The organism is Nocardia sp. GTS18 (genome assembly GCF_013839555.1).
Taxonomy (GTDB): domain Bacteria; phylum Actinomycetota; class Actinomycetes; order Mycobacteriales; family Mycobacteriaceae; genus Nocardia; species Nocardia rosealba.
Map to the genome: position 1 here is coordinate 118,503 of NZ_JACBIU010000007.1, position 26,426 is coordinate 144,928.

General features: G+C 68.9%; 24 protein-coding genes. 13 read left to right on the plus strand and 11 right to left on the minus strand.

What is annotated here, in order from left to right:
* Positions 1-59: 59 nt before the first annotated feature.
* Genes HYG95_RS10110 through HYG95_RS10125 form a run of 4 tightly spaced genes read left to right on the plus strand, consistent with a single transcriptional unit; the run spans position 60 to position 4,454 of the window.
* Positions 60-2,996, plus strand: a complete 2,937-nt coding sequence (locus HYG95_RS10110; protein ID WP_181697718.1) for a nitrate- and nitrite sensing domain-containing protein — start codon at positions 60-62, stop codon at positions 2,994-2,996.
* 15 nt (positions 2,997-3,011) lie between these two features.
* Entirely contained in the window at positions 3,012-3,440 is a 429-nt protein-coding gene (locus HYG95_RS10115; protein ID WP_181697719.1) for a roadblock/LC7 domain-containing protein, read from the plus strand.
* Entirely contained in the window at positions 3,437-3,868 is a 432-nt protein-coding gene (locus HYG95_RS10120) for a DUF742 domain-containing protein (protein WP_181697720.1), read from the plus strand. The genes HYG95_RS10115 and HYG95_RS10120 overlap by 4 nt, the downstream gene beginning before the upstream one ends.
* The gene (locus tag HYG95_RS10125; RefSeq protein ID WP_220139265.1) at positions 3,852-4,454 is read left to right on the plus strand and encodes an ATP/GTP-binding protein; all 603 of its coding nucleotides are present in this window, start codon (positions 3,852-3,854) and stop codon (positions 4,452-4,454) included. Before HYG95_RS10120 ends, HYG95_RS10125 begins: the two co-directional genes overlap by 17 nt.
* A gap of 73 nt (positions 4,455-4,527) precedes the next feature.
* Here the strand turns inward: HYG95_RS10125 and HYG95_RS10130 are convergent, their stop codons facing one another.
* The 5 genes from HYG95_RS10130 to HYG95_RS10150 all read right to left on the minus strand — a co-directional run bounded on the left by HYG95_RS10130 (position 4,528) and on the right by HYG95_RS10150 (position 9,553).
* Positions 4,528-5,913 (minus strand): lipase family protein, encoded by a 1,386-nt coding sequence (locus HYG95_RS10130; protein WP_255495142.1) that lies wholly within the window; start codon positions 5,911-5,913, stop codon positions 4,528-4,530.
* Positions 5,914-6,003: 90 nt separating this feature from the next.
* Entirely contained in the window at positions 6,004-6,633 is a 630-nt protein-coding gene (locus HYG95_RS10135; protein WP_181697721.1) for a TetR/AcrR family transcriptional regulator, read from the minus strand.
* Between the two features lie 9 nt (positions 6,634-6,642).
* Positions 6,643-7,443 carry an ABC transporter ATP-binding protein gene (locus tag HYG95_RS10140; RefSeq protein ID WP_181697722.1) on the minus strand — a complete coding sequence of 267 codons (801 nt, stop codon included), beginning with the start codon at positions 7,441-7,443 and terminating at the stop codon, positions 6,643-6,645.
* Entirely contained in the window at positions 7,443-8,525 is a 1,083-nt protein-coding gene (locus tag HYG95_RS10145; RefSeq protein WP_181697723.1) for an iron chelate uptake ABC transporter family permease subunit, read from the minus strand. Before HYG95_RS10145 ends, HYG95_RS10140 begins: the two co-directional genes overlap by 1 nt.
* A complete protein-coding gene (locus HYG95_RS10150) occupies positions 8,522-9,553 on the minus strand; it encodes an iron ABC transporter permease (RefSeq protein ID WP_220139266.1) in 1,032 nt (343 codons plus the stop codon). Before HYG95_RS10150 ends, HYG95_RS10145 begins: the two co-directional genes overlap by 4 nt.
* An 83-nt stretch (positions 9,554-9,636) precedes the next feature.
* On the opposite strand from HYG95_RS10150, the gene HYG95_RS10155 reads away from it, so the two are divergent.
* From HYG95_RS10155 to ppc, 3 genes are all read left to right on the plus strand, one after another.
* A complete protein-coding gene (locus HYG95_RS10155; protein ID WP_181697724.1) occupies positions 9,637-10,704 on the plus strand; it encodes an ABC transporter substrate-binding protein in 1,068 nt (355 codons plus the stop codon).
* 61 nt (positions 10,705-10,765) lie between these two features.
* The gene (locus tag HYG95_RS10160; protein ID WP_220139292.1) at positions 10,766-11,302 is read left to right on the plus strand and encodes a sugar O-acetyltransferase; all 537 of its coding nucleotides are present in this window, start codon (positions 10,766-10,768) and stop codon (positions 11,300-11,302) included.
* A gap of 58 nt (positions 11,303-11,360) precedes the next feature.
* A complete protein-coding gene (gene ppc, locus HYG95_RS10165) occupies positions 11,361-14,132 on the plus strand; it encodes a phosphoenolpyruvate carboxylase (RefSeq protein WP_181697726.1) in 2,772 nt (923 codons plus the stop codon).
* A gap of 3 nt (positions 14,133-14,135) precedes the next feature.
* Here ppc and HYG95_RS10170 read toward each other — a convergent pair whose 3' ends face one another.
* On the minus strand, positions 14,136-15,635 hold the full coding sequence (locus HYG95_RS10170) for an alpha/beta hydrolase (RefSeq protein WP_181697727.1): 1,500 nt from the start codon (positions 15,633-15,635) through the stop codon (positions 14,136-14,138).
* A 227-nt stretch (positions 15,636-15,862) separates the two neighbouring features.
* Between HYG95_RS10170 and HYG95_RS10175 the strand changes: the two genes are divergently transcribed.
* Together HYG95_RS10175 and HYG95_RS10180 are read left to right on the plus strand one after the other, a co-directional pair.
* Positions 15,863-17,047: a histidine kinase gene (locus tag HYG95_RS10175; RefSeq protein WP_181697728.1), complete on the plus strand. Its 1,185-nt coding sequence runs from the start codon at positions 15,863-15,865 to the stop codon at positions 17,045-17,047.
* Entirely contained in the window at positions 17,048-17,725 is a 678-nt protein-coding gene (locus HYG95_RS10180) for a response regulator transcription factor (RefSeq protein ID WP_181697729.1), read from the plus strand. It abuts the gene before it with no gap.
* A gap of 67 nt (positions 17,726-17,792) precedes the next feature.
* On the opposite strand, the gene HYG95_RS10185 is transcribed toward HYG95_RS10180, so the two are convergent.
* The 4 genes from HYG95_RS10185 to HYG95_RS10200 all read right to left on the minus strand — a co-directional run bounded on the left by HYG95_RS10185 (position 17,793) and on the right by HYG95_RS10200 (position 20,278).
* Positions 17,793-17,960, minus strand: a complete 168-nt coding sequence (locus tag HYG95_RS10185) for a hypothetical protein (RefSeq protein ID WP_181697730.1) — start codon at positions 17,958-17,960, stop codon at positions 17,793-17,795.
* 107 nt (positions 17,961-18,067) lie between these two features.
* Positions 18,068-18,475, minus strand: a complete 408-nt coding sequence (locus tag HYG95_RS10190; RefSeq protein ID WP_181697731.1) for a RidA family protein — start codon at positions 18,473-18,475, stop codon at positions 18,068-18,070.
* Between the two features lie 4 nt (positions 18,476-18,479).
* On the minus strand, positions 18,480-19,250 hold the full coding sequence (locus tag HYG95_RS10195; protein WP_181697732.1) for an IclR family transcriptional regulator: 771 nt from the start codon (positions 19,248-19,250) through the stop codon (positions 18,480-18,482).
* Entirely contained in the window at positions 19,247-20,278 is a 1,032-nt protein-coding gene (locus HYG95_RS10200; protein WP_370465742.1) for a sugar kinase, read from the minus strand. The genes HYG95_RS10195 and HYG95_RS10200 overlap by 4 nt, the downstream gene beginning before the upstream one ends.
* Positions 20,279-20,423: 145 nt before the next feature.
* Between HYG95_RS10200 and HYG95_RS10205 the strand changes: the two genes are divergently transcribed.
* The 4 genes from HYG95_RS10205 to HYG95_RS10220 are packed head-to-tail and all read left to right on the plus strand — an operon-like array spanning position 20,424 to position 25,416.
* The gene (locus tag HYG95_RS10205) at positions 20,424-21,719 is read left to right on the plus strand and encodes an amino acid deaminase (protein WP_181697734.1); all 1,296 of its coding nucleotides are present in this window, start codon (positions 20,424-20,426) and stop codon (positions 21,717-21,719) included.
* A gap of 9 nt (positions 21,720-21,728) precedes the next feature.
* Entirely contained in the window at positions 21,729-23,336 is a 1,608-nt protein-coding gene (locus HYG95_RS10210) for an amidohydrolase family protein (protein WP_181697735.1), read from the plus strand.
* The gene (locus HYG95_RS10215) at positions 23,333-23,974 is read left to right on the plus strand and encodes a bifunctional 4-hydroxy-2-oxoglutarate aldolase/2-dehydro-3-deoxy-phosphogluconate aldolase (RefSeq protein WP_181697736.1); all 642 of its coding nucleotides are present in this window, start codon (positions 23,333-23,335) and stop codon (positions 23,972-23,974) included. The genes HYG95_RS10210 and HYG95_RS10215 overlap by 4 nt, the downstream gene beginning before the upstream one ends.
* 11 nt (positions 23,975-23,985) lie before the next feature.
* Complete coding sequence (locus HYG95_RS10220; protein WP_181697737.1) at positions 23,986-25,416, plus strand: GntP family permease; 1,431 nt, start codon at positions 23,986-23,988, stop codon at positions 25,414-25,416.
* Here the strand turns inward: HYG95_RS10220 and HYG95_RS10225 are convergent.
* Positions 25,369-26,409 carry an MBL fold metallo-hydrolase gene (locus HYG95_RS10225; RefSeq protein WP_181697738.1) on the minus strand — a complete coding sequence of 347 codons (1,041 nt, stop codon included), beginning with the start codon at positions 26,407-26,409 and terminating at the stop codon, positions 25,369-25,371. The two genes, HYG95_RS10220 and HYG95_RS10225, sit on opposite strands and share 48 nt — an antisense overlap.
* Positions 26,410-26,426: the final 17 nt, after the last annotated feature.

Below are 26,426 nucleotides of genomic sequence, written 5' to 3' on the forward strand. Positions count from 1 at the left end.
ACCTGACTTTCGGTGGGCCGCCGCGAAATACCGCGTGTGGTGTTTCAGAGGAGCAGGTGGTGCGTTCACATTCCCGTCGGCAGGCCGCGGGTGGCGGACTGATCCGGCCGCGCACCATTTCCGGGCAGCTCGCCCGGATTCTCGCGGTGTCGCTGGTGCTGGTGCTCGTGCTGCTCGGGGTGACGATGTCGACCCAGATCACCGCCTTCCGGCGCAGCGGGGAAACCGTGGACGCGGTCGCGGTAGCGCTGGCCGCACAGGATCTGGTGCACCAGGTGCAGCGTGAACGTGGGCTCAGCAACGGTCTGCTCGGCGGTGACACGAGGCTGGTGCAGGCGGTCGGGGACCAGCGCCCCGCCACCGACTCGGCGCTGCGCACCCTGAGCGCCGCCCTGACCGCCGACGTGCCCGGCGCGGGTGAGGTGCGCTCGGCGCTCGGTCAGCTCGGCGGGCTGCCCGGCGTCCGGTCGCAGATCGACACCAGAACCGTGTCACGACAGGCCGCTTTCCAGTTCTATTCCGACGGCATCGACGCGCTGAACCGGCTCGCCCTCGGCCTGGATCAGGCTCGCGACCCCGCCGTGCGCCACGGCCTGCAAGCCCTCTACGCCCTGGGTGACGCGAAGGAGTTCACGGCGCGCGAACGTGGCTTCCTCAACGGTGTTTTCGCGGCGGGGGAGTTCGTAGCGGGGGAGTACGTGCAATTCCTCGACATCCGCGCGGCCCGCACCGCCGCGCTCACCCAATTCGACCGCGAGGCGACCCCGACACAGCGCGACCGCCTCACCGCCGTCATGAGCGGTGAAAGCGCCACGCGGGCAGCGGAATCGGAGAACATCGCCATCGCGTCCACCGCCGGACCGTTGACTACTCCGGTCGACCCGGCGGTGTGGTGGTCGCAGATGACCGAGGTGATCGACGCACAGCGCACTGTGCAGCAGGCCGTCGGCGACGATGTGCGGGCCCGCGCCGCCGACCTGCGCCGCACCGCGGCCGTCGTGCTGGCCGCCTTCGCCCTTGCCGCGCTGCTGGCGATCGCCGCCGAGGTCGCGCTGGTGTTCGCGAGTGTCCGGGCCATCGTGCGACCCCTGGCCGAGCTCGCCGCCGAGGCCGACGACGTGGCTTCCACCCGATTGCCCGAGGTGATCGCCGCATGGCGCGGATCCGCCGACACCCGCCCCGACCCGCCCGCGCCCGTCCGCACTCCACCGGGTGCGAGTGCCGAGATCGGTGCTGTCGCAGACGCTTTGGACCGCGTGCAGAGCACCGCCTTCGACCTCGCCTCCGAACAGGCGCTGGTGCGGCGCAACACCACCGAGTCGATGGCGAACCTGGCCCGGCGCAACCAGAATCTCGTGCGCAGGCAACTCGGCCTGATCAGCGAGTTCGAACGCGAGGAACTCGACCCGAAAACGCTGTCCAACCTGTTCGAGCTCGACCACCTCGCCACCCGGATGAGGCGCAATGCCGAAAGCCTGCTCGTACTGGTCGGTGAGGCGAGCCCGCGCCGCTGGACCGAACCGATCGCGCTCACCGACGTCATCCGCGCCGGGCTCTCGGAGGTCGACGACTACCGGCGGGTGGTGCTGCGCCGCGTCGACGAGGTCGCGATCACCGGCACGGTGGTCAGCGAGCTCGCCCACGCACTGGCCGAGCTCATCGAGAACGGTCTGGCGTTCTCCCCACCCGACCTCGAGGTGGAGATCTACGGGCGCAAAGTGGCCGGTGGGTACCTGCTCGCGGTCGTCGACCACGGCGTCGGCATGTCCACCGATCAGCTCGCCGAAGCCAATGCCCGCCTACGCGGCGAGCAGGACTTCATCGTGGCCTCCACCCGCTACCTCGGCCACTACGTGGTCGGCCGCCTCGCCGCCCGCCTCGGTATCGACGTGGAACTCAACACCTCACCGGTGAGCGGCATCGTCGCCCGACTCCTCTTGCCGTCGAGCCTGATCGCCGACGAAAGCTCCTCCGGGCGACCGGAATCCGGTGGTGCTCGAGTGAGCCGACCGTCCACGGGGAGCCACGACGTCGACGGCTCGCCTGACGATGCGCGGCACAGCCGGGGAGAGGTGGCGGCGAGCGGAGCCGGCCGCGTACCGGAACCCGCTCGACGCGGCGCTGGCCATAATGCCTCCGGCCGGCAAGGAGCCGGTCGCCCCGACGACCGGCACTCGGACCCGGGCCGGAACGGTGCCGGTGTGCCGGATCTCGATGAGCAGGGTGCCCGGCACTCGGACCCGGGCCGGAACGGTGCCCGCGTGCCGGACCCCGACGAGCAGGGTGCCCATATTTCGACGCCGACGCCGACGCTGAACGGCATGTCACTGCCGAACTTCGATCAGCATCATGGCCGACAACTACGAGTCGATCCGCTGAACGGTCACCACCCGGCTCAGCGGCCCATCGTTCTTCCCGCCGATCCGCCCGGCGCCGACCAGGATTCCCCTGTCGTCCCCTCGCCCTACATTCAATTCCTCACCGGCACAGCGTCTTATGTCGATGAAACGACCGGCCCCGACGGCCCGAACAGCGCGACGCCCACTCGTGCCGCTGGTGGCCCGGCTGCTCGGACCGGCAATGTCGGCACCGAGGCGGCATCGGCGGGTCCCTTCGCCCGAGACGCCGGTTTCGCTGTCGAGGGCACACTCGACGCGATTGGTCGAGCGTCGATCGACATCGACCGCACCCGCAACGGCTCGTCCCGTGTCCCGAGCGGACTCGACCTGTCGCCGGGACCGCGCGGCACTCGGGGTGACGGGGTGAGCGGTGACCTCGACGTTCCTGGTCAGGCGTCGGTCGAACGTACCCGCAATGGCCTGGTGAAGCGCGCCAAACGCGCCACACCTCCGGACCGGCCCCGCCGCGAACCTGCGCGTCACGACCGCCCACCGCTCGCCGAACGTACCCCCGACCAGACCCGAAGCATGCTCGCCGCATTCCGCACCGGCCACGAAAGCGGTAGCGGGACAAGCGAAGCCGATCCCATCCGCTGACCGCAAGGAGCCACGGTGACCACCCATCTCCCGACCGCCGACCCGCACACCTTCAACTGGCTGCTCGGCAATTTCGTGCGCAACACCGACGGGGTGCGCGACACGGTCGCTGTTTCTTCGGACGGCCTGCTCATCGCCATGTCCGAAGGCTTGGACCGCACCGGTGCCGACCGGCTCGCCGCCATGGTGTCGGGATTGTCGAGCCTGGCCCGAAGTGCCTCGCGCAGTTACGACTTCGACGGTCTGAAGTTGATCCTGATCGAGATGAAACGCGGCTTCCTGCTCGTCTCGGCGCTGGGTGACGGGAGCTGCCTCGGCGTGATCGCCGACGGTGGCTGCGATGTGGGCCTGGTCGGCTACGAGATGGCCGTGCTCGCCGAACGCGCGGGCGCGCTGCTCGACCCGATGCTGATCGGTGAGCTGCGAGAGACGTTGCGCCGATGAGAGATTCCGACCGCCACCGCCTGCCAGATCCTCGGATGGTCCCGCTGAGTCGGCCGGCGAGCTGGAGCGCCGGGCAACCGGTCGTCCGGCGGGCCGACGAAGCCGACGACGATCGTTTCGTTCGCCCGTTCGTCGTCACCGCGGGCCGCACCGTCCCGGTTCTCGACGGCCTGCGGCTCGAAACCCTGGTTCTCGCCCCACCTTCCGCGCTGTCGGCGCCGTTGCGGTTCGAGGAACACACCGTGGTCCGGTTGTGTCAGCAGCCCCACTCCATCGCCGAAATCGGCGCCGCGCTGCGGGTTCCTGCCGGTATCGCCAAGGTGATCGTCAGCGATCTGGCCGCAGCCGGTCAGGTGACCGTGCGCGACGCGCCCGAGCTGACGACCGCCGCCATCGAAAGGATCACCGACCTTGTCCGCGCACTCTGAAATCCGCGGCGCAGCGTCGCCGCCGTCATCGGTGAAGATCGTGGTCAGCGGCGGTTTCGGCGTCGGCAAGACCACCTTCATCGGCGCCATCTCCGAGATCGAGCCACTGGTCACCGAGGCCGCGATGACCGAGGTATCGATCGGCGTCGACAACCCCGGCCGCCACGCCGAGAAGACCGCGACCACGGTCGCACTGGACTTCGGCCGCATCACCCTCGACCACTCCCTGATCCTGTACCTGTTCGGCACCCCCGGCCAGGACCGCTTCGTCTTCCTGTGGGACGACCTCGTCGACGGCGCCCTCGGTGCCGTGATCGTGGTCGACACCGCCCGCGTCGAAGACTGCTATCCCGTCCTCGACTACTTCGAAGACCACAACACTCCCTTCGTCGTCGTGGTCAACCGCTTCCCGGACACACCCCACTTCGACCTGTCCGAAGTCCGCGAAGCTCTCGGCCTCGACGACTGGATCCCCGTCCTGGACTGCGACGCCCGCGACCGTGACTCCGTGCGCGACGTCCTCGTAGCGCTCCTCGAGCAGGTCCTCCTGCACCGCGCCCTGCCCCGCCACCGGGAAGTCAGCTGAGCAGGGTCCGCGGATCGGTGGGCAGGGCGTCTCGCTGCGCGTAATAGCACGCGCCGCAACGACATCCGATGCTTCAGCGGCTACCCAGTGGGGCGCCGAAGAAGCTCGCGAATTTGTCGGCCAGTGAGTCACCGAGGAATGCGAGGGCACCCGGCGTGGCGGCCATAGTGCCTGCGTCGGAGGTGGTGCAGCCCTGTGCGGCGGGGATGCCGTCGAGCCGGTCACGCAGCCAGAGCAGGGCGGCGGGGCCGCCGACGACCTCGGCGACGATGTGTTCGCTGGCGTGGTCGCGGGTGTAGGTCAGGGAGGTGTTCGGGTCCCGGCAGTAGGTGTCGACCAGGGTGTCGGTCGCGGCGAGGGGGAGGATCTCGTCCCAGGCGGAGTGCCACAGGAACAGTGGCATATCGGGGACGGACTTGCCCATGCGTGTGTCGTCCAGCATGGCCGCCACCGGTGGGTCGTCGAGCGGATTGCCGTCGGAACCGATCATGCCGGTGAGGTCGAGGAACGGCAGCAGCGCCGACTGGTACTGCACACACAGCGGCGACTTGACCGCCACCAGCCCCCTGCCGAGCGGGTTCAGGCGCTGATCGAGATAGGTTGCGAATTCAGGGTATTCGCGAGTGAGGCCCAGGACGGCGGCGAAGACCAGACCCGAGGTGAGCTGGTTGTTCGCCATGCTCAGTGCGGCACCGAGATCGGCGCCGACGCCACCCTCGGCCGCGCCGACGATGTTCAGTTCGGGTGCGTAACTCGCGTGCAGCTCGGCGGCGTGCCCGGTCGCGATCGAACCGCCGGAGTACCCGTAGAGGCCGACCGGTGCGTCGGGCCCTACCTCGAGCGGCGCGAAGCCGGTCGCGGCGCGAATGCCGTCGAGGGTGATCCGCCCCGCCAGCGGTCCGGCGGCGTAGGCCGAGTGCGGACCCTGATGGTCGGGCACGACGACCGCCCAGCCCTGCGCCAGTGCCGCCTGCGCGAACAGGAATTCGGCGGGCACCACGATCTGTCCGGCAACCGGGGCGACCGAAAGATGTTGCAGCGCATAGGACGGCGCGCAATAGCCGGCGGTCGAGTCCTCGGCCAGCTGGACCGAGAGCAGCTTGCGAGGTGAGATCGCCTGTCCGCGTGGCTTGATCAGCGTAGCCACGGCCGGGATCGCTTCGTCGCGGCTGTTGTTGGAGCGGTAGGACACCTGCCACGCGTCGACGTCGACCGGCAGCACCCCGAAGTCGGCGATGGTGACCTGCCTGACCGCGATGATCTCACCGGGTGCGGTCGCCGCGACCACGTCCGCGGGCGGGAGGTAGAAGCCCGGGTCGAGCTCGGGCGGCAGCGGAATCACCGGGGCGGGCGGGATCGCCGTCGGCTCGGCCGCGACCGGACCGGCCGCCACCACCGTTGCCGCCGCGAGCACGCTGGTGGCCAGGGCGAGCCAGCGCGGAATCAGGGGAGATCTCATCGTGCACAGTCCTCACAGGAATTGAGACGCCTTCGTCTCAATGGCGGCTACTATGGCACGAGTGTGGTGTGGATCGCAATCAGCCGCGGGTTACGTGGGCGAGGTCAGGGCATTGAGCAGGGTGGTGAAGACATCGACCAGATCGTCGACGGGCGGGCGCGGATCGTCGAGACTCCACTGGTGCACGGCGCCGTTGACAGCGCCGATGAAGGCCGCCATCGCCATCCGCCAACCCCCCGGCGGCGTGCGCACACCATCGCGGGCGGCTGCGACGGTGGCGACCACCTCGCCCCACTGATCCCGGACCCGCGCCCGGTGTTCCTCGACCGAGGGGCTGACACCGACGATCTCGACGAACGCCACCTTGGCCGCCCGGATGTCGTCGGTGATGGCGGTCGTGTAGGCCCGCAGCGCGGCCTCGATGAGGGTGCGCAGATCGTCGGTGCCGACCGCCGCGAGCGCCGCGATCACGGCCTCGCGCGCCCGGCCCTGCACCACGTCGTACACCGCGACGAGCAGTTCCTCGCGACCGGCGAACTGCTCGTAGAACTGCCGCCGCGACAGCCCCGCCGCCGCGCACACATCGGTGAGCGAACTGTTGGCGTACGACTTCTCCGCGAAGACGGTCAGCCCGGCCTCGATGAACAGCGCACGGCGCTCGACCTGCCGCTCGGCGACCGAAGTGCCGGTGTAATTGTGCCGAGTGCGCCCAGATGTCACCCCACGACCCTACGAGGTGGGGGCCTCGACGGGTCCGATCGGGACCACCAGCGGGGTGCCGGTGACCGGGTCCTCGATCACCTTGGCGCGTAGCCCGAACACCTGCGCCACCACGTCCTCGGTGAGCACTTCGGCGGGCGTGCCCGCGGCAACCACGCGTCCGGCTCGCATCGCGACCAGCCGATGGGCATAGCGTGCGGCGAGATTGAGATCGTGCAGCACCATCACCACCGTGCGGTTCGCCTCGACGTGCAGCCGCCGGACCAGGTCGAGCACCTCGATCTGGTGGGCGAGGTCGAGGAAGGTGGTCGGTTCGTCGAGCAGCAGCAGGTCGGTGTTCTGGGCCAGCGCCATCGAGATCCAGGCGCGCTGGCGTTGCCCGCCGGACAGTTCGTCGAGCGAGCGGTCGGCGAACTCGACCATGTCGGTCCAGGTCAGCGCCTCGGTGACGGCGGATTCGTCGTCCTGGGACCACTGGCGGTACCACCGCTGGTGCGGGTGCCTGCCCCGCGCGACGAGGTCGGCGACGGTGAGACCGTCCGGGGCCAGCGGTGATTGGGGCAGGATGCCGAGTACGCGCGCCACGTCCCTGGTCGACATCCGGTCGATGCGTTTGCCGTCGAGGTGCACATGACCACCGGTGGGCCGCAGGAGCCGGGCCATCGCGCGCAGGAGCGTGGATTTTCCGCACCCGTTGGGTCCGATCACCGCGGTGATCGTGCCGCCGGTGACTTCGAGATCCAGCCCGTCGACGACGGTGGTCGTCCCGTAACCGAGGGTCAAGGCATCGGCCTGGAGCCGAACGGTCATCACACGCCCGCTTTCCCGGCGCGATTGCGCCGCATCAACAGATAGATCAGATAGGGGGCGCCGAGCACGGCGGTGACCACTCCGACGGGCAGCTCGCCCGAGGGCAGCAGCGTGCGGGCAACCAGGTCGGCGGCGACGGTGAAGGCCGCGCCGAGTATCGCCGAGGTGAGCAGCGGTGGCTGGGCCGAGCCGGTGAGCCGCAGCGCCACCTGCGGCACCGCGAGGGCGATGAAGATGACGGCCCCCGCCGAGGCGGTCGCGACCCCGGCGAGCAGCACCGCGAGCACCAGCAGGGTCAGGCGGGCGGTATTGAGCCGGATGCCGAGCGAGCGGGCGGTGTCGTCGCCGAAGTGCAGGGCGCCGAGCAGGTGGGTGCCCGCGAGGACCACCGGCACCAGCACTGCCAGGGCGATGGCGACCGGTGTCACCTGGATCCAGCCGCTGCCGTTGAGGCTGCCGGTCAGCCAGGTCACCGCCCGCGTCGCGACATCGACTTCACCGACACTGAGCAGCCAGAACGTCACACTCGACAGCAGCGAACCGGCGCCGAGGCCGACCAGCACGAGTCGATACCCTTCGATCCCGCCGCGCCAGGCCAGCACGAAAACTCCCAGCGCCGCGAGTAATCCGCCGAGCATGGATGCCACCGGCACCCCGACCTCTGCCACCGCCCCGCTGACCTGCCCCCGGCTGCCCGACAGCGCGATCACCGCGACCGCGGCGACGCTCGCGCCCGCGGTGACACCGAGAATATCGGGACTGGACAACGGGTTTCGCGCGATGCCCTGGGTGATCGCACCGGACAACGCGAGCGCCGCGCCGACCAGCGCACCGGTGAGAATCCTCGGCAGCCGCAGATCCCACACCACGTATGCCAGCCCGTCGTCGCCGCCACCGGTGAGCACCGCGAGCACATCCAGCGGCGTGACCGGGCCGCCGTCGGGCATCGTGTAGGTGCCGAGTGCGAGCGCGACACAACTCGTGACACCGAGCATCGCCACGCCGAGCAACAGGACCGCCGTGGTGCGCAACCGCAACTGCCAGGACACCGGCCCCAGCCGGACCGCCCGCACGGTACTCATACGGTCACCAGCTTCCGGCGACGGACCAGCACGATGAAGAACGGCACGCCGACGAAGGCGAGCATGATGCCCGCGGGCAGTTCGCCCTTGTCCAGCACCACTCGTCCCGCGATGTCGGCGACCAGCACCAGGATCACACCGAGCAGCCCGGCGACCGGAACCAGCCAGCGGTAGTCGGGTCCGGTGATGCCGCGCGCGAGGTGCGGAACGACGAGTCCGACGAATCCGAGCGGCCCCGCGATCGCCACCACCGCGCCGGTGAGCAGCACGATCGAGCCGATGCCGACGGTGCGGGCCAGGGTGACGCGATGACCTAGCGCGCGAGCGGTGTCCTCACCCAGGCCGAGCGCGTTGAGCGCGGAGGTGTTGGCCAGGGCGAGCACGATCCCGGCTATGACGAAAGGTGTTGCCTTACCGAGCAAGTCGAGACTGGTTCCGGCCAGCGACCCGGCCTTCCAGAAGCGGTAGATGTCGGTGACGTCGGTGTCGAACAGCACCACCGCCGAGATCAGCCCCTGCAGCAGATAGCTGACGGCGGCGCCGGCCAGCGCGAGCGTCACCGGGGTCGGCCCGCCCCGCCCCGTCGTCCCGATGACGAACACTGTGACGGTGGCGATCAAGGCACCCGCGAAACCGAACCACACATAGCCGAACAGGCTCGAGATGCCGCCGACCATCACCGCCGCGACGATGCCGAGCGCCGCACCCTGGGTGATGCCGAGCAGCGCCGGATCCGCGAGCGGGTTCCTGGTGTGGCCCTGGATCACGGCGCCCGCGATGCCGAGCGCGAGCCCGGCCAGGATCCCCAGCAGGGTGCGCGGCAGCCGAAGGCCGTTGACGATGGCACCGGTCTCGGTATCGGTGGTGCCACCGAGCGCTCGCAGAACCTCGAGGGGAGCGATGAATTTCGAGCCGACGGCCATGCTGAGCAGCACGGCCGCGAGCACCGCGACCAGCAGACCCGCGATGAGTAGCAACCGGCGAGACCGCGTGTCGGCGAACACGGCTCCGGGCGGCGATGCGGTCACTTTTCCTCTTCGTAGTTGGTAATTAGGTAAGGCTTCGCTACGTTAGCAACCCTGAGGACAACCGAACCACCCGGGAGACGTCGATGAATACCCCACTGAGCCGTCGGCTCGCCGCCGCCGCGGCAGTCGCCGCCGCTGTACTGAGTCTTTCCGCGTGCGGCCAAGAACGCGCGAACCCCGGCGCCGCGGGCAGCGACTGCGACACCGCGAGCAATCTCGACGGCGGCGCCTACCCGCGCACCATCGAGAAGGGCGCGGTCAAGGACGCGGCGGGCGCGGATGTCGGCACCGTCGTCGACCCGGCGACCATCGCCACCCGCCCGGTTCGCGTCGCCGCGCTCGATCAGACGTTCGTCGACGCGGCCCTGGTGCTGAACACCGAACTCGTCGCGTACACGACTTACCAGTCGATGGGCGACAAACTGCCCGCGTTCCTCGGTACGTCGGCGCAGACCTGCGGCAGCCGCGCGGTCAACATCGGCAGCGTCCAGACCCCCGACATCGAGAAACTGGCCGGCGCCCGCCCGGACCTGATCGTGTCGGCCAAGGTGCGTCACGAGAAGCAGTACGAGCAGTTCCGTGGCATCAAGCTCGGTTCGGGCACGGTGCCGGTGGTGTTCAGCCAGACCACCGGCGCCACCTGGAAGGAGAACCTGCTGTTGCTCGCGAAGGCGGTCGACAAGGAGAACCTCGCCAAGGCCAAACTCACCGCCTATCAGGACCGGGCCGCCGCGATCGGCGCGGCGATCAAGGCCAAGAACGGGGGGAGCGCGCCCACTGTGTCGCTGCTGCGCTTCATGGGCAAGGAGGACCGGCTCATGCAGCGGGTCAGCTTCATCGGTGACATCTTCGCCGACACCGGCCTGAACCAGCCCGACAAGTCCGCCGATCCGAAGAACGACTTCGCGATCACGCTGAGCCCGGAGCGTCTGCTCGACGCCGACGCCGACTACGTCTTCCTCACCAGCAGCGGCGAGGACGCCGCGACACAGCGTAAGGCGGCCGCCGAGGCCAACCCGCTGTGGAACCAGCTGCGCGGCAAGATCACCCCGGTCGACGACCTGGTCTGGCTGACATCGGTCGGTCTCACCGGCGCGCACGCGGTACTCGACGACATCGCCGCGACCTTCGGGGTCGACCCGGCGAAGTAGGCGCGGAGCTTCCTGTGCGCCCACCCCTACACTCGGCGGGGTGGGCGAACAGAAGCAGCGCATGCTGGCGGGGGACCTGTACAAGGACAACGATCCGGAACTCGTGGCCGAACGGCAACGGGCGCAACGGTTGTGCGACGAGTTCAATCGCACCGGGCCCGACGAAACCGACCGGCGGACCGAGCTCCTTGGTGATCTCCTCGGAAAACTGGGTGAGGGGTCGTGGATCATGCCGCGATTCCAGTGCGACTACGGCTATCTGATCGAGATCGGCGCCAACAGCTTCCTCAATTACGACGCGATCCTGCTCGATTGCGCGCCGATCACCATCGGGAACGACTGTTCGATCGGGCCCCGCTGTCAGCTGCTCACCGCCCTTCATCCGATGCAGGATCACGAAAAGCGCAGGCAGCGCTGGGAATCGGCGGCTCCCATCCGGATCGGGAACAACGTGTGGTTCGGCGGCGGAGTCATCGTGTGTCCCGGGGTCACCATCGGCGACGACGTGGTGGTCGGTGCGGGCAGCGTGGTCACCCGCGACTTGCCCGACCGCGTGTTCGCGGCGGGCAACCCGGCCAGGGTGATCCGGGCGCTGTAGGTGTGATCCGCGCGTCGCCGGGTCGCGTTCGGTGGGTCGGCGGCAATACTGTCTGTTCATGGGCCAATCGCGAGTCGTGCAGGAGCAGGAAGCCACCCGGCCGTTGCGCGAGGACATCCGGTTCCTCGGCGGCATCCTCGGTGAAACCATCCGTGACCACGAAGGACCCGAGGTGTTCGACCTCATCGAGCGGGTCCGCATCGAGGCGTTCCGGGTGCGTCGCGAGGAAGTGGAGCGCAGTGCCGTCGCCGACATGCTCGACGGCACCCCCACCGAGGTGGCGCTGCCACTGATCCGGGCGTTCAGCTACTTCGTGCTGCTGGCCAATCTGGCCGAGGACATCCAGCGCGACCGCCGCCGCGCCGCGCACGTGGCGGCGGGTGAACCACCGCAGGACTCCTCGCTGGCCGCGACCTACGCCAAGCTCGACGCCGCCGACCTCGACGGCGCGAGCGTGGCCGAACAGCTCACCGACGCCCTGGTGTCCCCGGTGATCACCGCGCACCCCACCGAGACCCGCAGGCGCACGGTCTTCGACGTGCAGGCCAAGATCACCGCCCTGATGCGGCTGCGGCGCAGGCTCGAGCCCGGCGATCCCGGTTTGGACGACACCGAACTCCGTATCCGCCGTGAAGTGCTCACCCTGTGGCGCACCGCGCTGATCCGCTTGGCGCGCTTGCGGATTCAGGACGAGATCTCGGTGGGTCTGCGCTACTACGACCTGACCCTCTACGACGTGATCCCCGCGATCAACGCCGAGGTCCGTGCGGCCCTGCGTTCCCGCTGGCCTGATGTCGACCTGCTCGAGCGACCGATCCTGCGCCCCGGGTCCTGGATCGGTGGTGACCGTGACGGAAACCCCTATGTGACAGCCGAAGTCGTGCACACCGCCGCCGAGCAGGCCGCCGCCTATGCCTTCGGCCGCTATCTGGGCGAGCTGGTGGAACTGGAGAAGTCGCTGTCGCAGTCGGCGCGGCTGGTGCGGGTGAGCCCAGCGGTCACCGCGCTCGCGGAGGCCGGTTACGACGACCCGGCCGTGTTCGCCGACGAACCGTATCGTCGTGCGCTGCATGCCATCCGGGCACGCCTCAGTGCCACCGCGCGACGCGCGCTCGACCGCCTCCCGGACAACGGTCTCACCACCGACGCCGAGCCGTACCCCACTCCGCAGGCCGTGCTCGACGACCTGGACGCGATCGATGCCTCCCTGCGTGACAGCGGTGACGCCCTGCTCGCCGACGATCGCCTCGCCGCCCTGCGCCACGCCGTGGAGACCTTCGGGTTCCACCTGCAGGGTCTCGACATGCGCCAGAACTCCGAGGTGCACGAACAGGTCGTCGCCGAACTGCTCGCCTGGTCCGGTGTGCACCCGGACTACGCAAGCCTGGGTGAAGCCGAACGGGTCGACCTGCTGGCGTCCGAATTGCTCACGCGCAGGCCACTTCTCGGCCCGAACGCGCGGCTGAGCGAGCTGGCGGCCAAGGAACTCGGTGTGCTGCGCGCGGCCAAGGACGTGATCGACACCTTCGGTGCCGCCGCCGTCCCGAACTACATCATCAGCATGTGCACCTCGGTGAGCGACATGCTCGAGGCCGCCCTGCTGCTCAAGGAGGCGGGGATTCTCGACCCCGGCACGCCGGACGGCTCACCGCAGAGCCCGGTCGGGATCGTCCCGCTGTTCGAGACCATCGAGGACCTCGGTGCGGGCGCGGCGACTCTCGCGGCCGCACTGGAGGTTCCGGTGTACCGCGATCTCGTCGCCGCCGCCGGGATGCGACAGGAAGTGATGCTCGGGTACTCCGATTCCAACAAGGACGGCGGGTACCTGGCGGCGAACTGGGCGCTCTACCGCGCCGAACTGGACCTGGTCGAGGTGGCGCGCAAATCGGGAATCCGGTTGCGGCTCTTCCACGGTCGCGGCGGAACCGTCGGACGTGGTGGTGGTCGCAGCTACGACGCGATCCTCGCCCAGCCGGCCGGCGCCGTGCGCGGGTCGTTGCGGCTCACCGAACAGGGCGAGGTGATCGCCGCGAAGTACTCCGAATCCGGTGCGGCACACCGCAATCTGGAATCACTCATCGCGGGCACCCTCGAATCCACCCTGCTCGACGTGGAGGGCCTCGGCGACGACGCCGAACCCGCCTACGAACTGCTCGACGACCTGGCGACCCGGGCCCGCGCCGCCTACGCGCACCTCGTGCACGACACCCCCGGCTTCGTGGAGTACTTCCGGCAGTCCACCCCGGTCGCCGAGGTCGGCGACCTCAATATCGGCAGCCGCCCGGCCTCGCGCAAACCCACCAATTCGGTGTCGGACCTGCGGGCGATCCCGTGGGTGATGGCCTGGAGCCAGGCCCGCGTCATGCTGCCGGGCTGGTACGGCACCGGCACCGCGCTCGAGGGCTGGGTGGGTGACGATCCGGCGCGTCTGGCCCGGCTCACCGACCTGTACCAGCGCTGGCCATTCCTGCGCACCGTGCTGTCGAATCTGGCGCAGGTGATGGCCAAGAGCGACCTCGACATCGCCGCCCGCTACGCCGACCTCGTCGACGACGAGCACCTGCGCGACACGATCTTCGGGATGATCCGCGAGGAACACGCGCGAACCATCCGCATGTACAAGGCGGTCACCGGGCACGAGGAACTCCTCAGCGACAACCCGTCGCTGGCGGAGTCGATCCACAATCGTTTCCCCTACCTGGAACCGCTCAATCAGCTCCAGGTCGATCTGCTGCGCCGGCTGCGCGGGGGTGACGATTCCGAACTGGTGAAGCGGGGCATCCTGCTCACCATGAACGGTCTTGCCACTGCCCTGCGCAATTCGGGCTAGGCCTTAGCCCGCGTGACAGGTCGTGTCGTGTTCGGGCATGGTGCCGTCCACCAGGTAGCCGGTGACGATGTCGGTCGCGCAGGGGTTGGCGCCGAGAACGTAGACCCCGTGCCCACTCCCGTCGACGGTGACCAACCGGGACCGCTGACCGAACTTCTCGTCGAGCAGTTCGCCGCCGCGTAGCGGGGTGACCGGGTCGCGCTGGTTCTGCACGATCAACACATCGGCCGGGCCGGTGCTGTCGATCCGCACCGGCGGTTCGGAGGGCCCGAGCTTCCAGTAGGCGCAGGGCATCACGTTCGCGGCGGCCGCGCCGTAGAGCGGGTGCCGTTCCCGGTCCTCGGCGACGGCACGCTGGTAGACCCCGATGTCCTCGGGCCATTCGACGTCGTTGCACGTCACGGCCAGAAAGACCGACCAGGCGTTGTCGTACGGCGAAGGCGCGCCCGTGCCCGGCGGGCGGCTGCCCGCCGGACCTGGACGTCCGGTTTCGAGCAGCGATTGCCAGCTCTCGGCCGCCGACGCGTACAGCGCCGGGCCATAGAGCGTGAAGAAGGTGCCGAACCGGAAGAGATTGCCGTCCATCCCGTCCACCGGGTTCGCGTCGAGTCGCTCGGCGAGGGTGAAGTACGTGCGCCGCACCTCTTCCGGTGTGCGGCCGAGGCCGTACGTGTCGTGGCGGTCGGCGGCCCATTTCGCGAAGTCGGGAAAGGTCTCCTCCATGCCGCGGCCGTACCGGCGGATCCCGTCGTGGTCGAGGTGGGTGTCGCCGATATTGCTGTCGAGCACGATGCGGTCGGCTCGCTGCGGGAACATCGAGGCGTAGGCGGCGCCCAATGCGGTGCCGTAGGAGTAGCCGAGGAAGCTGGCCTTGTCCTCACCCAGTGCTGCCCGGATGCGGTCGAGGTCACGGGCCATATTCGCCGTCGAGAGGGAGCGCAACCGGCCCTGGTCGTCGTTGGCCGCGCACTGCTCGGCGACCCCCTGGGCGACAATGGCCCGCTCGGTGACCGCCGCGTCGTTCACCGCATACGGCGGGATATTGCCGAAGTACGTCTGATCATCGGTGAACCCGCAGCTCACCGGCGCCGAATGCCCTACCCCGCGCGTATCCATGCCGATCACGTCGTAGCTGTCCAGCACTTCGGCCGGCAGCCCATGAGCAGCAAGGAACTTGGGTTGGTCCAAGCCCGCACCACCCGGACCGCCGGGGTTGAGCAACAACACTCCGCGACGCTTGTCCGGGTTCTTACTCGCCAGCCGCGAGATCATGATCTCGAGGTGCGCGCCGTCGGGCTCGCTGTAGTTCGAGGGCACCGGCACGATGGCGCACTGCAACTGGGCAGGCCCGGCCGCCGGATCTTCGACCCCCTCCGGACATGGGCCCCAGCGCACCTGCGCTGAGAGGTCTTCGGTCGGCTGCGCGGCCACGATGGGCGCCCCGACCAGTGCTCCGGTGAGGCCGAGCACGGCAAGCAAGCTCCGGGTCCGGTGTCGATTCATCTGTTGCTACTCCCCGACGAAATGGCGCCTACCACGAGCAGACCGTCAGCGGGGGCTCGTGTCCGGCTGGTACATGACCGAGTCTGTCGAGTCCGCGCCGCAGGCACATCGCCCCGGCGGCGGCGATCGTGTTCGACGAAAGTCGAGTCGGCTATTCGCCCCGGGTCGAGCACATCTCAGCCGCTGGATGGGCGCTCCAAGCCGGTCGTCGTCGCGATAATGGCCGGGTGGACACCGACAGCCCGGCACGACTCGGGGTATGGCAGCAGACCTGGCGGCTGACGGCGGCCGCGGCAATCGGCGCCGCCCTCTGGTTCTCCGTCGCCGCCGTACTGCCCGCAGGCTGTACGGCCGACACATGTTCCTGGCTGGTGACCGGCGATCCGCTGATCGCACTCGGCTGCCTGGCGGTGCTGCCGTTGCGGCGCCGGTTCCCGTTCGCCATCGCCCTGGTGGTCGTGATCGCCTCGGCCGCGTCGGCGCTCGCCACCGGTGCCGCGCTGCTTGCACTGTGTTCGCTGTCCACCCGTCGCCGTCCGGTCGAGATCGCCGTGGTCGTTGCGGCGTATGTGACGGCGGCGCAGTTCGCTCAGGGTCTCTACCCGGTCGACACCCCGCCCGCCCCGGTCTGGCTGCAACTCGCACTGACGGTCTCGACCGCGGGGATCGCTGTGGCCACCGGCGTGGCCATCGACGCCCGCCGCGCCGAAGTGCGATCGCTGCGCGAACGCGCCGACAGCGCGGAACGCGAACAGGGTGCCCGGGCGGCCCAGGCCCGGGCCACCGAACGCAACCGGATCGCCCGCGAAATGCACGATGTGCTCGCCCACCGGATCTCGCTGGTCGCCATGCAAGCCGGCGTCCTCGACCATCGTGCAGACCTCTCGGCCGAGGAGAAGCGCACGCTGATCCGCGGGATCGCCGACGGTTCCCGCCAAGCGCTGGAAGAACTTCGGGATGTCCTCGGCGTCCTCCGTGCCGACCCCGACCGCCCCGAACCACCGCAACCCACCTTGGACCGGATCCCGGAACTCGTGGCCGACGCCCGGTCGTCGGGCCTGGACGTGACGCTCGCCAGCACGGTGACCGACACCCCACCCGAGACCGTGGGGCGGACGGGCTACCGGGTGATCCAGGAAGGGCTGACGAATGCGGCCAAGCATGCCCCGGACGCGGAGGTCCGCATCACCGTTGACGGGACACCGGGCGGCGAACTGAACGTCAGCGTCCGGAATTCGGCGGGCGTCGCCGCCGTCGCCCGGCCACCGGCCTCGGGCTTCGGGCTCCTCGGCCTCGCCGAACGCATCACCCTCGCAGGCGGAACACTCGACCACCACCACACCTCCGACAACGGGTACGTTCTCACCGCGCAACTTCCCTGGCCGGAGCACGACCACGAGAAAAGAGCATGAGTGCACAGTGATCAGGAGCCGGTGCGCGTCGTCATCGTCGACGACGACCAGCTGGTGCGGATGGCGCTACGACTCGTCATCGACGGCGAACCGGATCTGACCGTCGTCGCGGAGGCCGCCGACGGTGACGCCGCGATCGAGGCGGTGCGAGAACAGCGACCCGACGTCGTGCTGATGGATGTGCGGATGCCCGGCCGCGACGGCGTCGACACCACCCGGTCCCTGCGCACGGAACCGGCCGCGCCCGCGGTGCTCATGCTGACCACCTTCGACTCCGACGAACTGGTACTCCGTGCACTCCGCGCCGGAGCACTCGGCTTCGTGCTCAAGGACACCCCGCCCGCCCGGATCGCCGACGCGGTGCGCACCGTCGCGGCCGGCAACCCCGTGCTGTCTCCCACGGTCACGGCGCGGGTGATCGCCGCGGCGACCGGGCCTGGTTCCGCCGAAGCCCGCAGCGACTCCCGCGACGCCGCGCGGAAACGGCTGGCCGCCCTGTCGGAACGCGAACTCGACACCGCCCGAGCCATCGCGGACGGGCTCGGCAACCCGGAGATCGCCGCGCGGTTACAGGTCACCGTCGCCACCGTCAAGGCGCACACCAGCAATCTGTTCACCAAACTCGGCCTCGCCAATCGAGTACAGATCGCACTGTTGGTTCGCGACGCGGAACGATGAGCCGGAACGCAAGTGGGGTGGCACCGCTGTGCGGCACCACCCCACCTACTACTTCGACAGGCCTAGGTCACAGGCAGACGCTGATGGTGAGCGGCCCGACCGGGATGCTGGTGCAGATCGACACCGAACCGACGACGGGCGTCGCGGTGGCGGCCGAGGCGGTGCCCGCACCGGTGGCGGTGACGAACAGGGCGAGTGCGGCGACGGCGAGCGGACGGGCGGTCTTGACGAACATAGGCTGATCCTCGGGTAGGACGGGTCGAACAGGCCCCAGGCGGGGCCCGCCCCATCTCAACACGAGCCCCGCTCCGGTGTCCTTCGCATCGCGGGAAACGCAGTCGCTCAATCGGTCACGATCGCCACGGCATCGATCTCCACGAGCATCTCGGCGCGCGGCAAACCGGTGAACACGGTGGTGCGTGACGGCAGCACTCCGTCGGTGGTGTGCTTGGTGACGAACTCGCCGTACGCCTCGTTCATGATCGCGAAGTCCTCGCGCTTGGTGAGGTACACGCGCAACATCACCACGTCGTCGAAGGTGGCGCCGGACGCGTCGATGATGGCTTTCACGTTCATCAGGGTGCGGGTGGTCTGGGCGGCCACGTCACCCTGGTGCAGGTACTCGTTGGTTTCCGGGTCGACCGGACCCTGCCCGGAGACCTGGACGAACGGTCCCTTGCGCACGCCCTGGGAGAAGGTGTGGGCGGGGGCGGGAGCGTCGGCGGTGCGGACGGCGATCTTGTCGGACATTGGTTCAGCCTTTCCTCGCGGGGACGGCTCGGCGGGGATCCCAGCCGAGTTCGGTGGAGATGGCATCGGCGCACGCACGCACCTGGGGCAGCAGTGCGAGCACCTGGTCGTGATCGAGCAGCACATCGGGCACCGAGACCGATACGGCGGCAACGACATTGCCGATGCCGTCGCGCACAGGAACCCCGATGCAGTTGACGAAACTCTCGTGTTCCTCGTGGTCCTCGGCGAAGCCTTGGGCGGCCACCCTTTCCAGCTCGGCGAGATATCGCTCCGGCGTTCGCAGGGTGCGTGGGGTGAACGGGTGGTAGTCCAAACGTGCTGCCACCGTGGCCCATTCGGGTCGAGGTAGCGCGGCGACGAGAACCTTGCCGACGGCCGTGCAATGCAGGGGAGCGGGCCTGCCGATGCGCGAGTACATCCGCACCGACTGTTCGGCATCGACCTTGTCGATGTAGACCGCGTCGCCGGACTCGTAGGCGGCCAGGTGCACCGTCTGGCCCGTGGTCGTGCCGAGGGCGCTCAGATGCGGCCTGGCGACCGTGCGCACATCCCGGTTTTCCAGTGCGTGGCTTGCCAATTCGAACATGCGGCTGCCCAGTGAGTAGCGGTGCACGGCGTCGCGGACCACGAATCGTTCGGCCTGCATGGTCTGCAGCAGCCGCAGCACGGTCGACTTGTGCACCCCGAGCCGACCCGCCAGTTCGTCGAGGGACTGGGAGTCCTCGCCGAGCGCGATCAGAATGGACAGGGCTCGCGACACGCTTTGACTCATGGCCCGATCGTCCCATCTGCTCGCGGTGGATAGGTGAGCCCCGTCCAGGCGTCGTCGGGAAGCGCGGCCAGTCGCCGGAGTTCCTGGGACGGTGGAAGTTTCGCCGAATCGCCCGAGGCGGTGAGGGTCGCGGCCGCGCACAGGTGCCCGTAGCGCAGGCGGGTGCGCAGGTCGGCGCCGTGCAGCAGCGCCGCGAGGTAGCCGCCGGCGAAAGCGTCACCGGCGCCAATACGTTCGGTGACGGTGAGGTTCAGCGCGGGAACTTCCACCACGTGATCACCGTCGAAACCGATCGCGGTGTGCTTGTCGTTCTTGACGATCAGCTGCCCGGGTTCGGGGAACAGGCCACGTAGGGCCGCCGGATCACCGGTACCGAAGATCTCGGTGGCCTCGTCGGCGCCGAGGAACACGACATCGCCGCCACGCACGTGCGCGGCGAGTTCGTCGGCTGCTTCGCCGATACGTGAACCCCACACGGCCGGACGGTAATTCAGGTCGAAGCTGACCAGTGAACCGTGTCGTGGACGGTCGAGCAGGCCACGGGTGAGCGCGCACGCCGACTCGGACAGTGCCGGGGTGATGCCGGTGAAGTGCACGAGGTCGGCTCGTGCCAGTGGCGGTGCGTCGAGGTCGGCGGGCGAGAGCGCGCTGGCGGCCGACCCCGACCGGTAGTAGTGCATACGGCTCTCGCTCCGGGGTAGGTCGTGTGCCGCGTCCGAGCCGCCGCCGCGTTCCTTGATGTAGATGCCGGTCGGCCGCATCGGGTCGACCGCGACCGCTGCCACGTCCACCCCCGCACGGGCCAGTTCGGCCGTCAGGTAGCGCCCGAACCCGTCGTCACCGACCCGCGACAGCCACGCCGCCGATATCCCGAGCTGGGCCAGCACCGAGGCCACGTTCGCCTCGGCGCCACCGGCGCAGCGCTCGAACATTCCGGAGCGTTCGAGCGGACCTGGCTCGGCGACGAGCACCGCCAATCCCTCGCCCACGGTGACCGCCCTGGGCTGCGCCTTTGTTACGTGGGTCACCTCGTCGGACCTTTCGTGGTTGCGGTCACTGCTGTCTGCATGCACAATAACGAGCAGAAACATTCGGTGCAACTCACGTTGCACATAGTGCAATAGCCGTCGGACATGTCCGATCGTGCTGTGTACCCGCCGGGAAAGGGATGCTGTGACCATCGACAACGATGTCGTCGACGCGCTGGCCGCCGAGCTGCTCGGCCCGCACATCAAGAGCGCCCCACCCGCCGCGTGGGGCCACATGGTCCGCGAATACTTGACGGGCACACCGCGACTCACGCACTGGCAGACGCCGCTGCTCACCCTCGATCGTGCTGCCCTCGACGACAACCGAGCGCTGATGGCCGACTGGAGCAGTGCAGGTGGTGTCGCGCTCGCCCCTCACGGCAAGACCACCATGGCGCCGCAGCTGTGGCGCGAACAGCTGCGGGCAGGCGCCTGGGGGATCACCCTGGCCACCGCCTGGCAGGCACAGCTCGCCCGCTCCTTCGGAGTCGGCCGGATCCTGCTCGCCAACGCGCTGGTCGACCCGATCGGGCTGGCCTGGGTGGCCGAGGAGTCGGCACGCGACGAGAATTTCGAGTTCTACTGCTGGGCCGACAGCGTCGCCACCGTCGAACTGATGGACAAGATCCTGCGCGACACCGCGCCCGGTCCGCCGGTCCGCGTGCTCGTCGAACTGGGTGGCGCGCATGGCCGTACCGGTGCGCGGACCCGTGCCGAGGCGCTCGCGGTCGCGCACGCCCTGGTGGGCAGTGAACGTCTCGTGCTGGCGGGCGTGGGTGGATACGAAGGCGCGCTCGCCCACGATCGCACCCCCGCGGCGCTGACCGCGGTTCGTGGCTATCTGCGCGAACTCGCCTCCCTGCACATCGAACTCGGCGAGCTGTATTCCGGGCCCGCTGTCGTCTCGGCGGGTGGCAGTGCCTATCCCGAACTGGTCGTGGAGGAACTGGCCGGTCTGGGATCGGATCAGCTGCCCACCGCGCCGGGATCAACCACCGTGGTGTTGCGTAGCGGGGCATACCTCGTCCACGACGACGGCTTCTACGCGGGCATCTCCCCGCTGAGCGCCCCCGCCGCCGACCCCGGCTTGCGTTCGGCGATGCACGGCTGGGCTCGGGTCGTCTCGCGTCCGGAGCCGGAACTCGCCCTGCTCGACGGCGGCAAACGCGATTTCCCCTTCGACGAGGGCCTGCCGACACCGCAACTCGTGGTCGGCGGGGCGGCACTCCCGTCGGGCGCGCATGTGAGCGCGCTCAACGACCAGCACACCTTCCTGCGTCTGCCCGGTGCCACGTTCGCGGATCTTCCCGTGGGAAGTGTTGTTCGGTTGGGTCTTTCGCACCCCTGTACCGCCTTCGACAAGTGGCGGCTGATTCCCGTGATCGACTCCGCCGAGACGGCGCACCCGCGCGTGGTCGACCTCATCCGCACCTACTTCTGACGGACGACCATGACCTCCTTGCTCTTTCGTGACATCGATATCGTCGACGGCACCGGCGGACCACGTACCCACGGTGACGTCCTCGTCCGCGACGGCCGCATCGCCGAGATCGCCGACTCGATCCACACCGACGCCCGCGTGATCGGTGTGCGGCCGGGCTCGGTCCTCGCGCCGGGCTTCATCGATATGCACGCCCATTCGGATCTGTACCTGCTCACCCACCCCGAGCACATCCCGAAGATCACCCAGGGCGTCACCACCGAGGTGATCGGGCAGGACGGGCTGTCCTACGCGCCGATCGACGACGCCGCACTCGCCCTGGTGCGCAAGCAGATCGCCGGCTGGAACGGCAATCCCGCCGATTTCGACTTCTCCTGGCGCACCGTCGGGCAGTACCTGGACCGGCTCGACCAGGGCATCACGCCCAACGCGGCCTACCTGGTGCCGCAGGGCACGCTGCGTCTGCTCGTCGTGGGCGCCGACCAGCGTGCGGCCACCACCGCCGAAATCGACCGGATGTGCGCACTGCTCGCACAGGGACTCGACGAGGGCGCGGTCGGTATGTCGAGCGGGCTCACCTACACGCCCGGAATGTATGCCGACACCGGTGAACTCGCCGCCCTGTGCGCCGTCGTCGCCTCCTACGGTGGCTTCTACGCTCCGCACACCCGCTCCTACGGTGCGGGCGCGCTGGAGGCCTACGCCGAGATGATCGGTCTGGCGAAGGCCACCGGCTGCGCCCTGCACCTCACCCACGCCACCATGAACTTCGGCGTGAATCGCGGTCGCGCACCGGAATTGCTCGCCATGATCGCCCAGGCCCGTGCCGACGGCTGCGACATCACGCTCGACACCTATCCGTACCTGCCGGGCTCGACGACGCTGTCGGCATTGCTGCCCAGCTGGGCGATGTCGGGCGGTCCCGACGCCGCGCTGGACCGGCTCGGCGACCCGGCCGCGCGCAGCCGCATCGCCACCGATGTAGACGTGCACGGGTCCGACGGGTGTCACGGTGTCACCGTCGAGTGGGAGACCATCCAGATCAGCGGTGTCGGCAACGACGAACTCGCCGAGCACGTCGGCCGCACCGTCGCCGAGATCGCCGCCGAGCGCGGCACCGCGCCCGTCGAGGTGTTCTTCGAGCTGCTGGTCCGCGACCAGCTGGCCACCACCATCCTGCAGCACGTGGGCCACGAGGAGAACGTGCGCGCGATCATGGTCGACGCCGGGCACATGGGCGGCAGCGACGGTTTGCTCGTCGGCGCCCGCCCGCACCCGCGCGCGTGGGGCACCTTCCCGCGCTACCTGTCGCGCTATGTCCGTGAGCTCGGCGTCCTCGGTCTCGAGGACTGCGTGCATCACCTCACCGGCCGTCCCGCCGCCCGGCTGCGGCTGGCCGAGCGCGGACTGATCCGGCCCGGTTTCGCCGCCGACCTGGTGGTGTTCGATCCGGCGACGATCCACGACACGGCCACGTTCGAGCAGCCACGTCAGCAGGCGCGTGGTATCCAGCATGTGCTGGTCAACGGCGAATTCGCCGTGGAGAACGGCACCGCGACCGGGGTCCGCGCCGGTCGTGCCCTGCGGATGGACGCCACGCGAGAGGAGACCCGATGAATCCGCTGCTGAGCTCGTCGTCACGGGCGATGGAGGTGATCCGGGCAGACCGGGCGCTCACCGTCGTCCGCGCACCCGCCGTCCCCGATCCCGTCGCACTGGCCGAGGCACTGGCCGGCGCGGGGTTGCGTGCCGTCGAATTCACCTTCACCACCCTCGGTGTGCTCGACGCGATCGCGAAGGCGTGCAGTGCCGCCGACGCGGTGATCGGCGTGGGTACCGTCACCACCCGCGACCAGGCGGCGGCGGCCGTCGACGTCGGCGCACAGTTCCTCGTCACCCCCGCGGTGCGCCCGGAGGTTGCCGAAGTCGCTGTGGCGAACCAGATTCCGGTCATCATGGGGGCTTTCACACCCACGGAGGTGCTGGCGGCGGTCGACCTGGGCGCGGCAGCGGTGAAGATCTTCCCCGCCCGCTCGCTCGGCCCCGCCTACCTCAAAGACCTGCTCGGCCCGTTCCCGCACGTGTTCCTGATTCCCTCCGGCGGCGTCAACGCGCACAACGCGCGGGAATACCTGCAGGCGGGCGCCATCGCCGTCACCGCGGGCACCGAGGTGGTCGCGCCCTTGGACGTCGCGAGCTCGCGCTGGTCCGAGATCGGCTCGCGGGCCGCACGTTTCGTTCATTCGCTGGATTGAGAGGTTTGTCCATGGGCGCCACAGTCGACTGGTTGCGCACCACCACCCCCGGGTTGCTGGTGCTGTGCGGTCTCGCGATCGCCGTACTGCTCATCGCCATTATCAAGATCAAACTGGAGCCGTTCGTCGCGCTGCTGCTCACCGGTCTGTTATTGGCGTTGGCCGCCGGGCTACCGGTCTCCGAGATCGTCGGCACCCCGCTCAAGGCGGGTGAGTCGCTGCTCGAGACCGGCTTCGGCAATATTCTCGGACACATCGCGGTGATCATCGGGCTCGGCACCGTGCTCGGTGCGATCCTCGAAAGATCGGGTGGTGCCGATGTTCTCACCGACAAGCTGCTGCGGGTGTTCGGTGAGAAGGGCGCGCCTGTCGCGATGGGCATCCTCGGTCTCATCTTCGGCATCCCGGTGTTCTTCGACATCGGCATCTTCGTCCTGGCACCCCTGATCTACGTCGCGGCCAAGCGCGGTGGGCGATCGCTGGTGCTCTACGCCATGCCCATGCTGGCCGGTCTGTCCATGACGCACGCGTTCCTGCCGCCGCATCCTGGCCCGGTCGCGCTCGGCGGGCTGCTCGGGGTGAGTCTCGGTTGGTTGATCGTGATGGGATTCGTCTGCGGCATACCGGGTTTCATCGCGGCGGGCATCCTGTGGGGCACCTATATCGGCAAGCGCGTCTTCGTACCGGTTCCCGAGGAATTCGTTCCGCTCGAACCCGACACCGACGACGAGGAGGGCGGCATCGTCGCCACCGGCGTGGTCACCAAGGCGCCACCCTCGGTGGCATTGATCGGCGCCATCATCGCCATCCCGCTGGTACTGATCCTCGGCGCCACCTTCGGATACCAACTGCTGGACAAGGATTCGTCCCTGCTGCAGGTGCTCACCTTCTTCGGCACGCCCGCCGTGGCGCTGCTCATCACCGTGCTCGTGGCGTTCTATCTGCTCGGTATCCGGCGTGGCTCCACCGTGCAGGAACTCAGCGTCATCACGGCCGAATCGCTCAAACCGGTCGGCATGGTGCTGCTGGTCGTCGGTGCGGGCGCGTTCTTCGGCAAGGTCATCTCGGCCACCGGTATCGGCACCGCCCTGGCCGACACGATGTCGGCGGCCGGCCTGCCCGTCATCGTGCTCGCCTACCTCATCAGCTGCGGCCTGCGGATCGCCCAGGGTTCGGCCACGGTCGCCATCGTCACCACCGGCGGCATCGTCGCCCCGCTGGTCGCCGAGCAGAACTACTCGCAGATGTCGATCGCCCTGATCGCCATGGCGATCGCCGCGGGCTCGATCATCCTCAGCCACGTGAACGACGGCGGTTTCTGGATCATTGCGAAGTACTTCAACATGACGGTGAAACAGACACTGCAGACGTGGACGGTGCTCGAAACCGTGTTGTCAGTGGTGAGTTTCGCGGTCGCGGCGCTGCTGTTCTCGATCGTGTAGCGGTTCGGCGGCAACCGGGCTGTCCTGCGTGGGCAGCCCGGTTGCGCTGTCTTCGGTCCATGCGCACGCGGCCTGGTGGTCGTGGCTGGGGACGATGCGGACCGCATCGCGAACAGCGTGCAGGCGATGGATCGTTCGCCAGGCCCCGGTGCGGTCGTCGTCGGCCAGCGCACCGGGGTAGCCCGACTTCTGCCGCAGCTCGGTGGTCTGGAGGTTGTGCCAGACGGCATCACCTGCCAGCAGGACGGGCCCGCGTGCGGTGCGGAGCAGAATTCCGATGCTGCCCGGTGTGTGCCCGGCCAGATCGACCAGTACCACCGCGCCGTCGCCGAACACATCGTGGCTCGCGGCGAAGGTGAGGACGGGCGGGCCGTCGAGTTCGTAGCAATCGAGCGGGCGATCGCGGACGGCCTGCCGCACGCCGCCGACGGGGGCGCCCGGGCCGGTCATCGCCCACCGGTGCTCGGGTCGATGCAGCCGCAACGGCAGGTCCGGCAGATCGAGCAGTCCGGCGACATGGTCCCAGTGCAGGTGTGTGGGCAGCGCGAAGGCGATGTCGTCGGCATCGATTCCGCTGCGCTGCAAAGACTCTCGGATGTCGAGCACATCGCTCGGTGGGTTCACCGCGACTCGCAGCACCCGCGGTAGTTCGGCTATCGCCCGGCGCCGCACGTCGACGCAGATGCCCGGGTCGACGAGGAAGGTCGCCCGGGGGTGCCGCACAACGAAGGCCGTCATCGCGGATTCGATCCGGCGCGGAGTGAACACACCTTCGACGACGGCGGCGGTGGGCACGCTGCGGGCATTCTGCGCCAAGGCGACCAGTTCGACCGTTATCGAGCCACGCGGTAATCCGTTGTCGCGCAGTGTGGAGAGGAATCGGCGATCGGTTCGGCGCGGCAGTACAGCGCCGGTGATCGCCGTCGTCGCGGCGCGGCAGCATTGCCAGATATCCGGCGTCGCTACTCGCTCGCCCCTGTGTTCGGTTGTCATGGAGCTACGCTAAAACT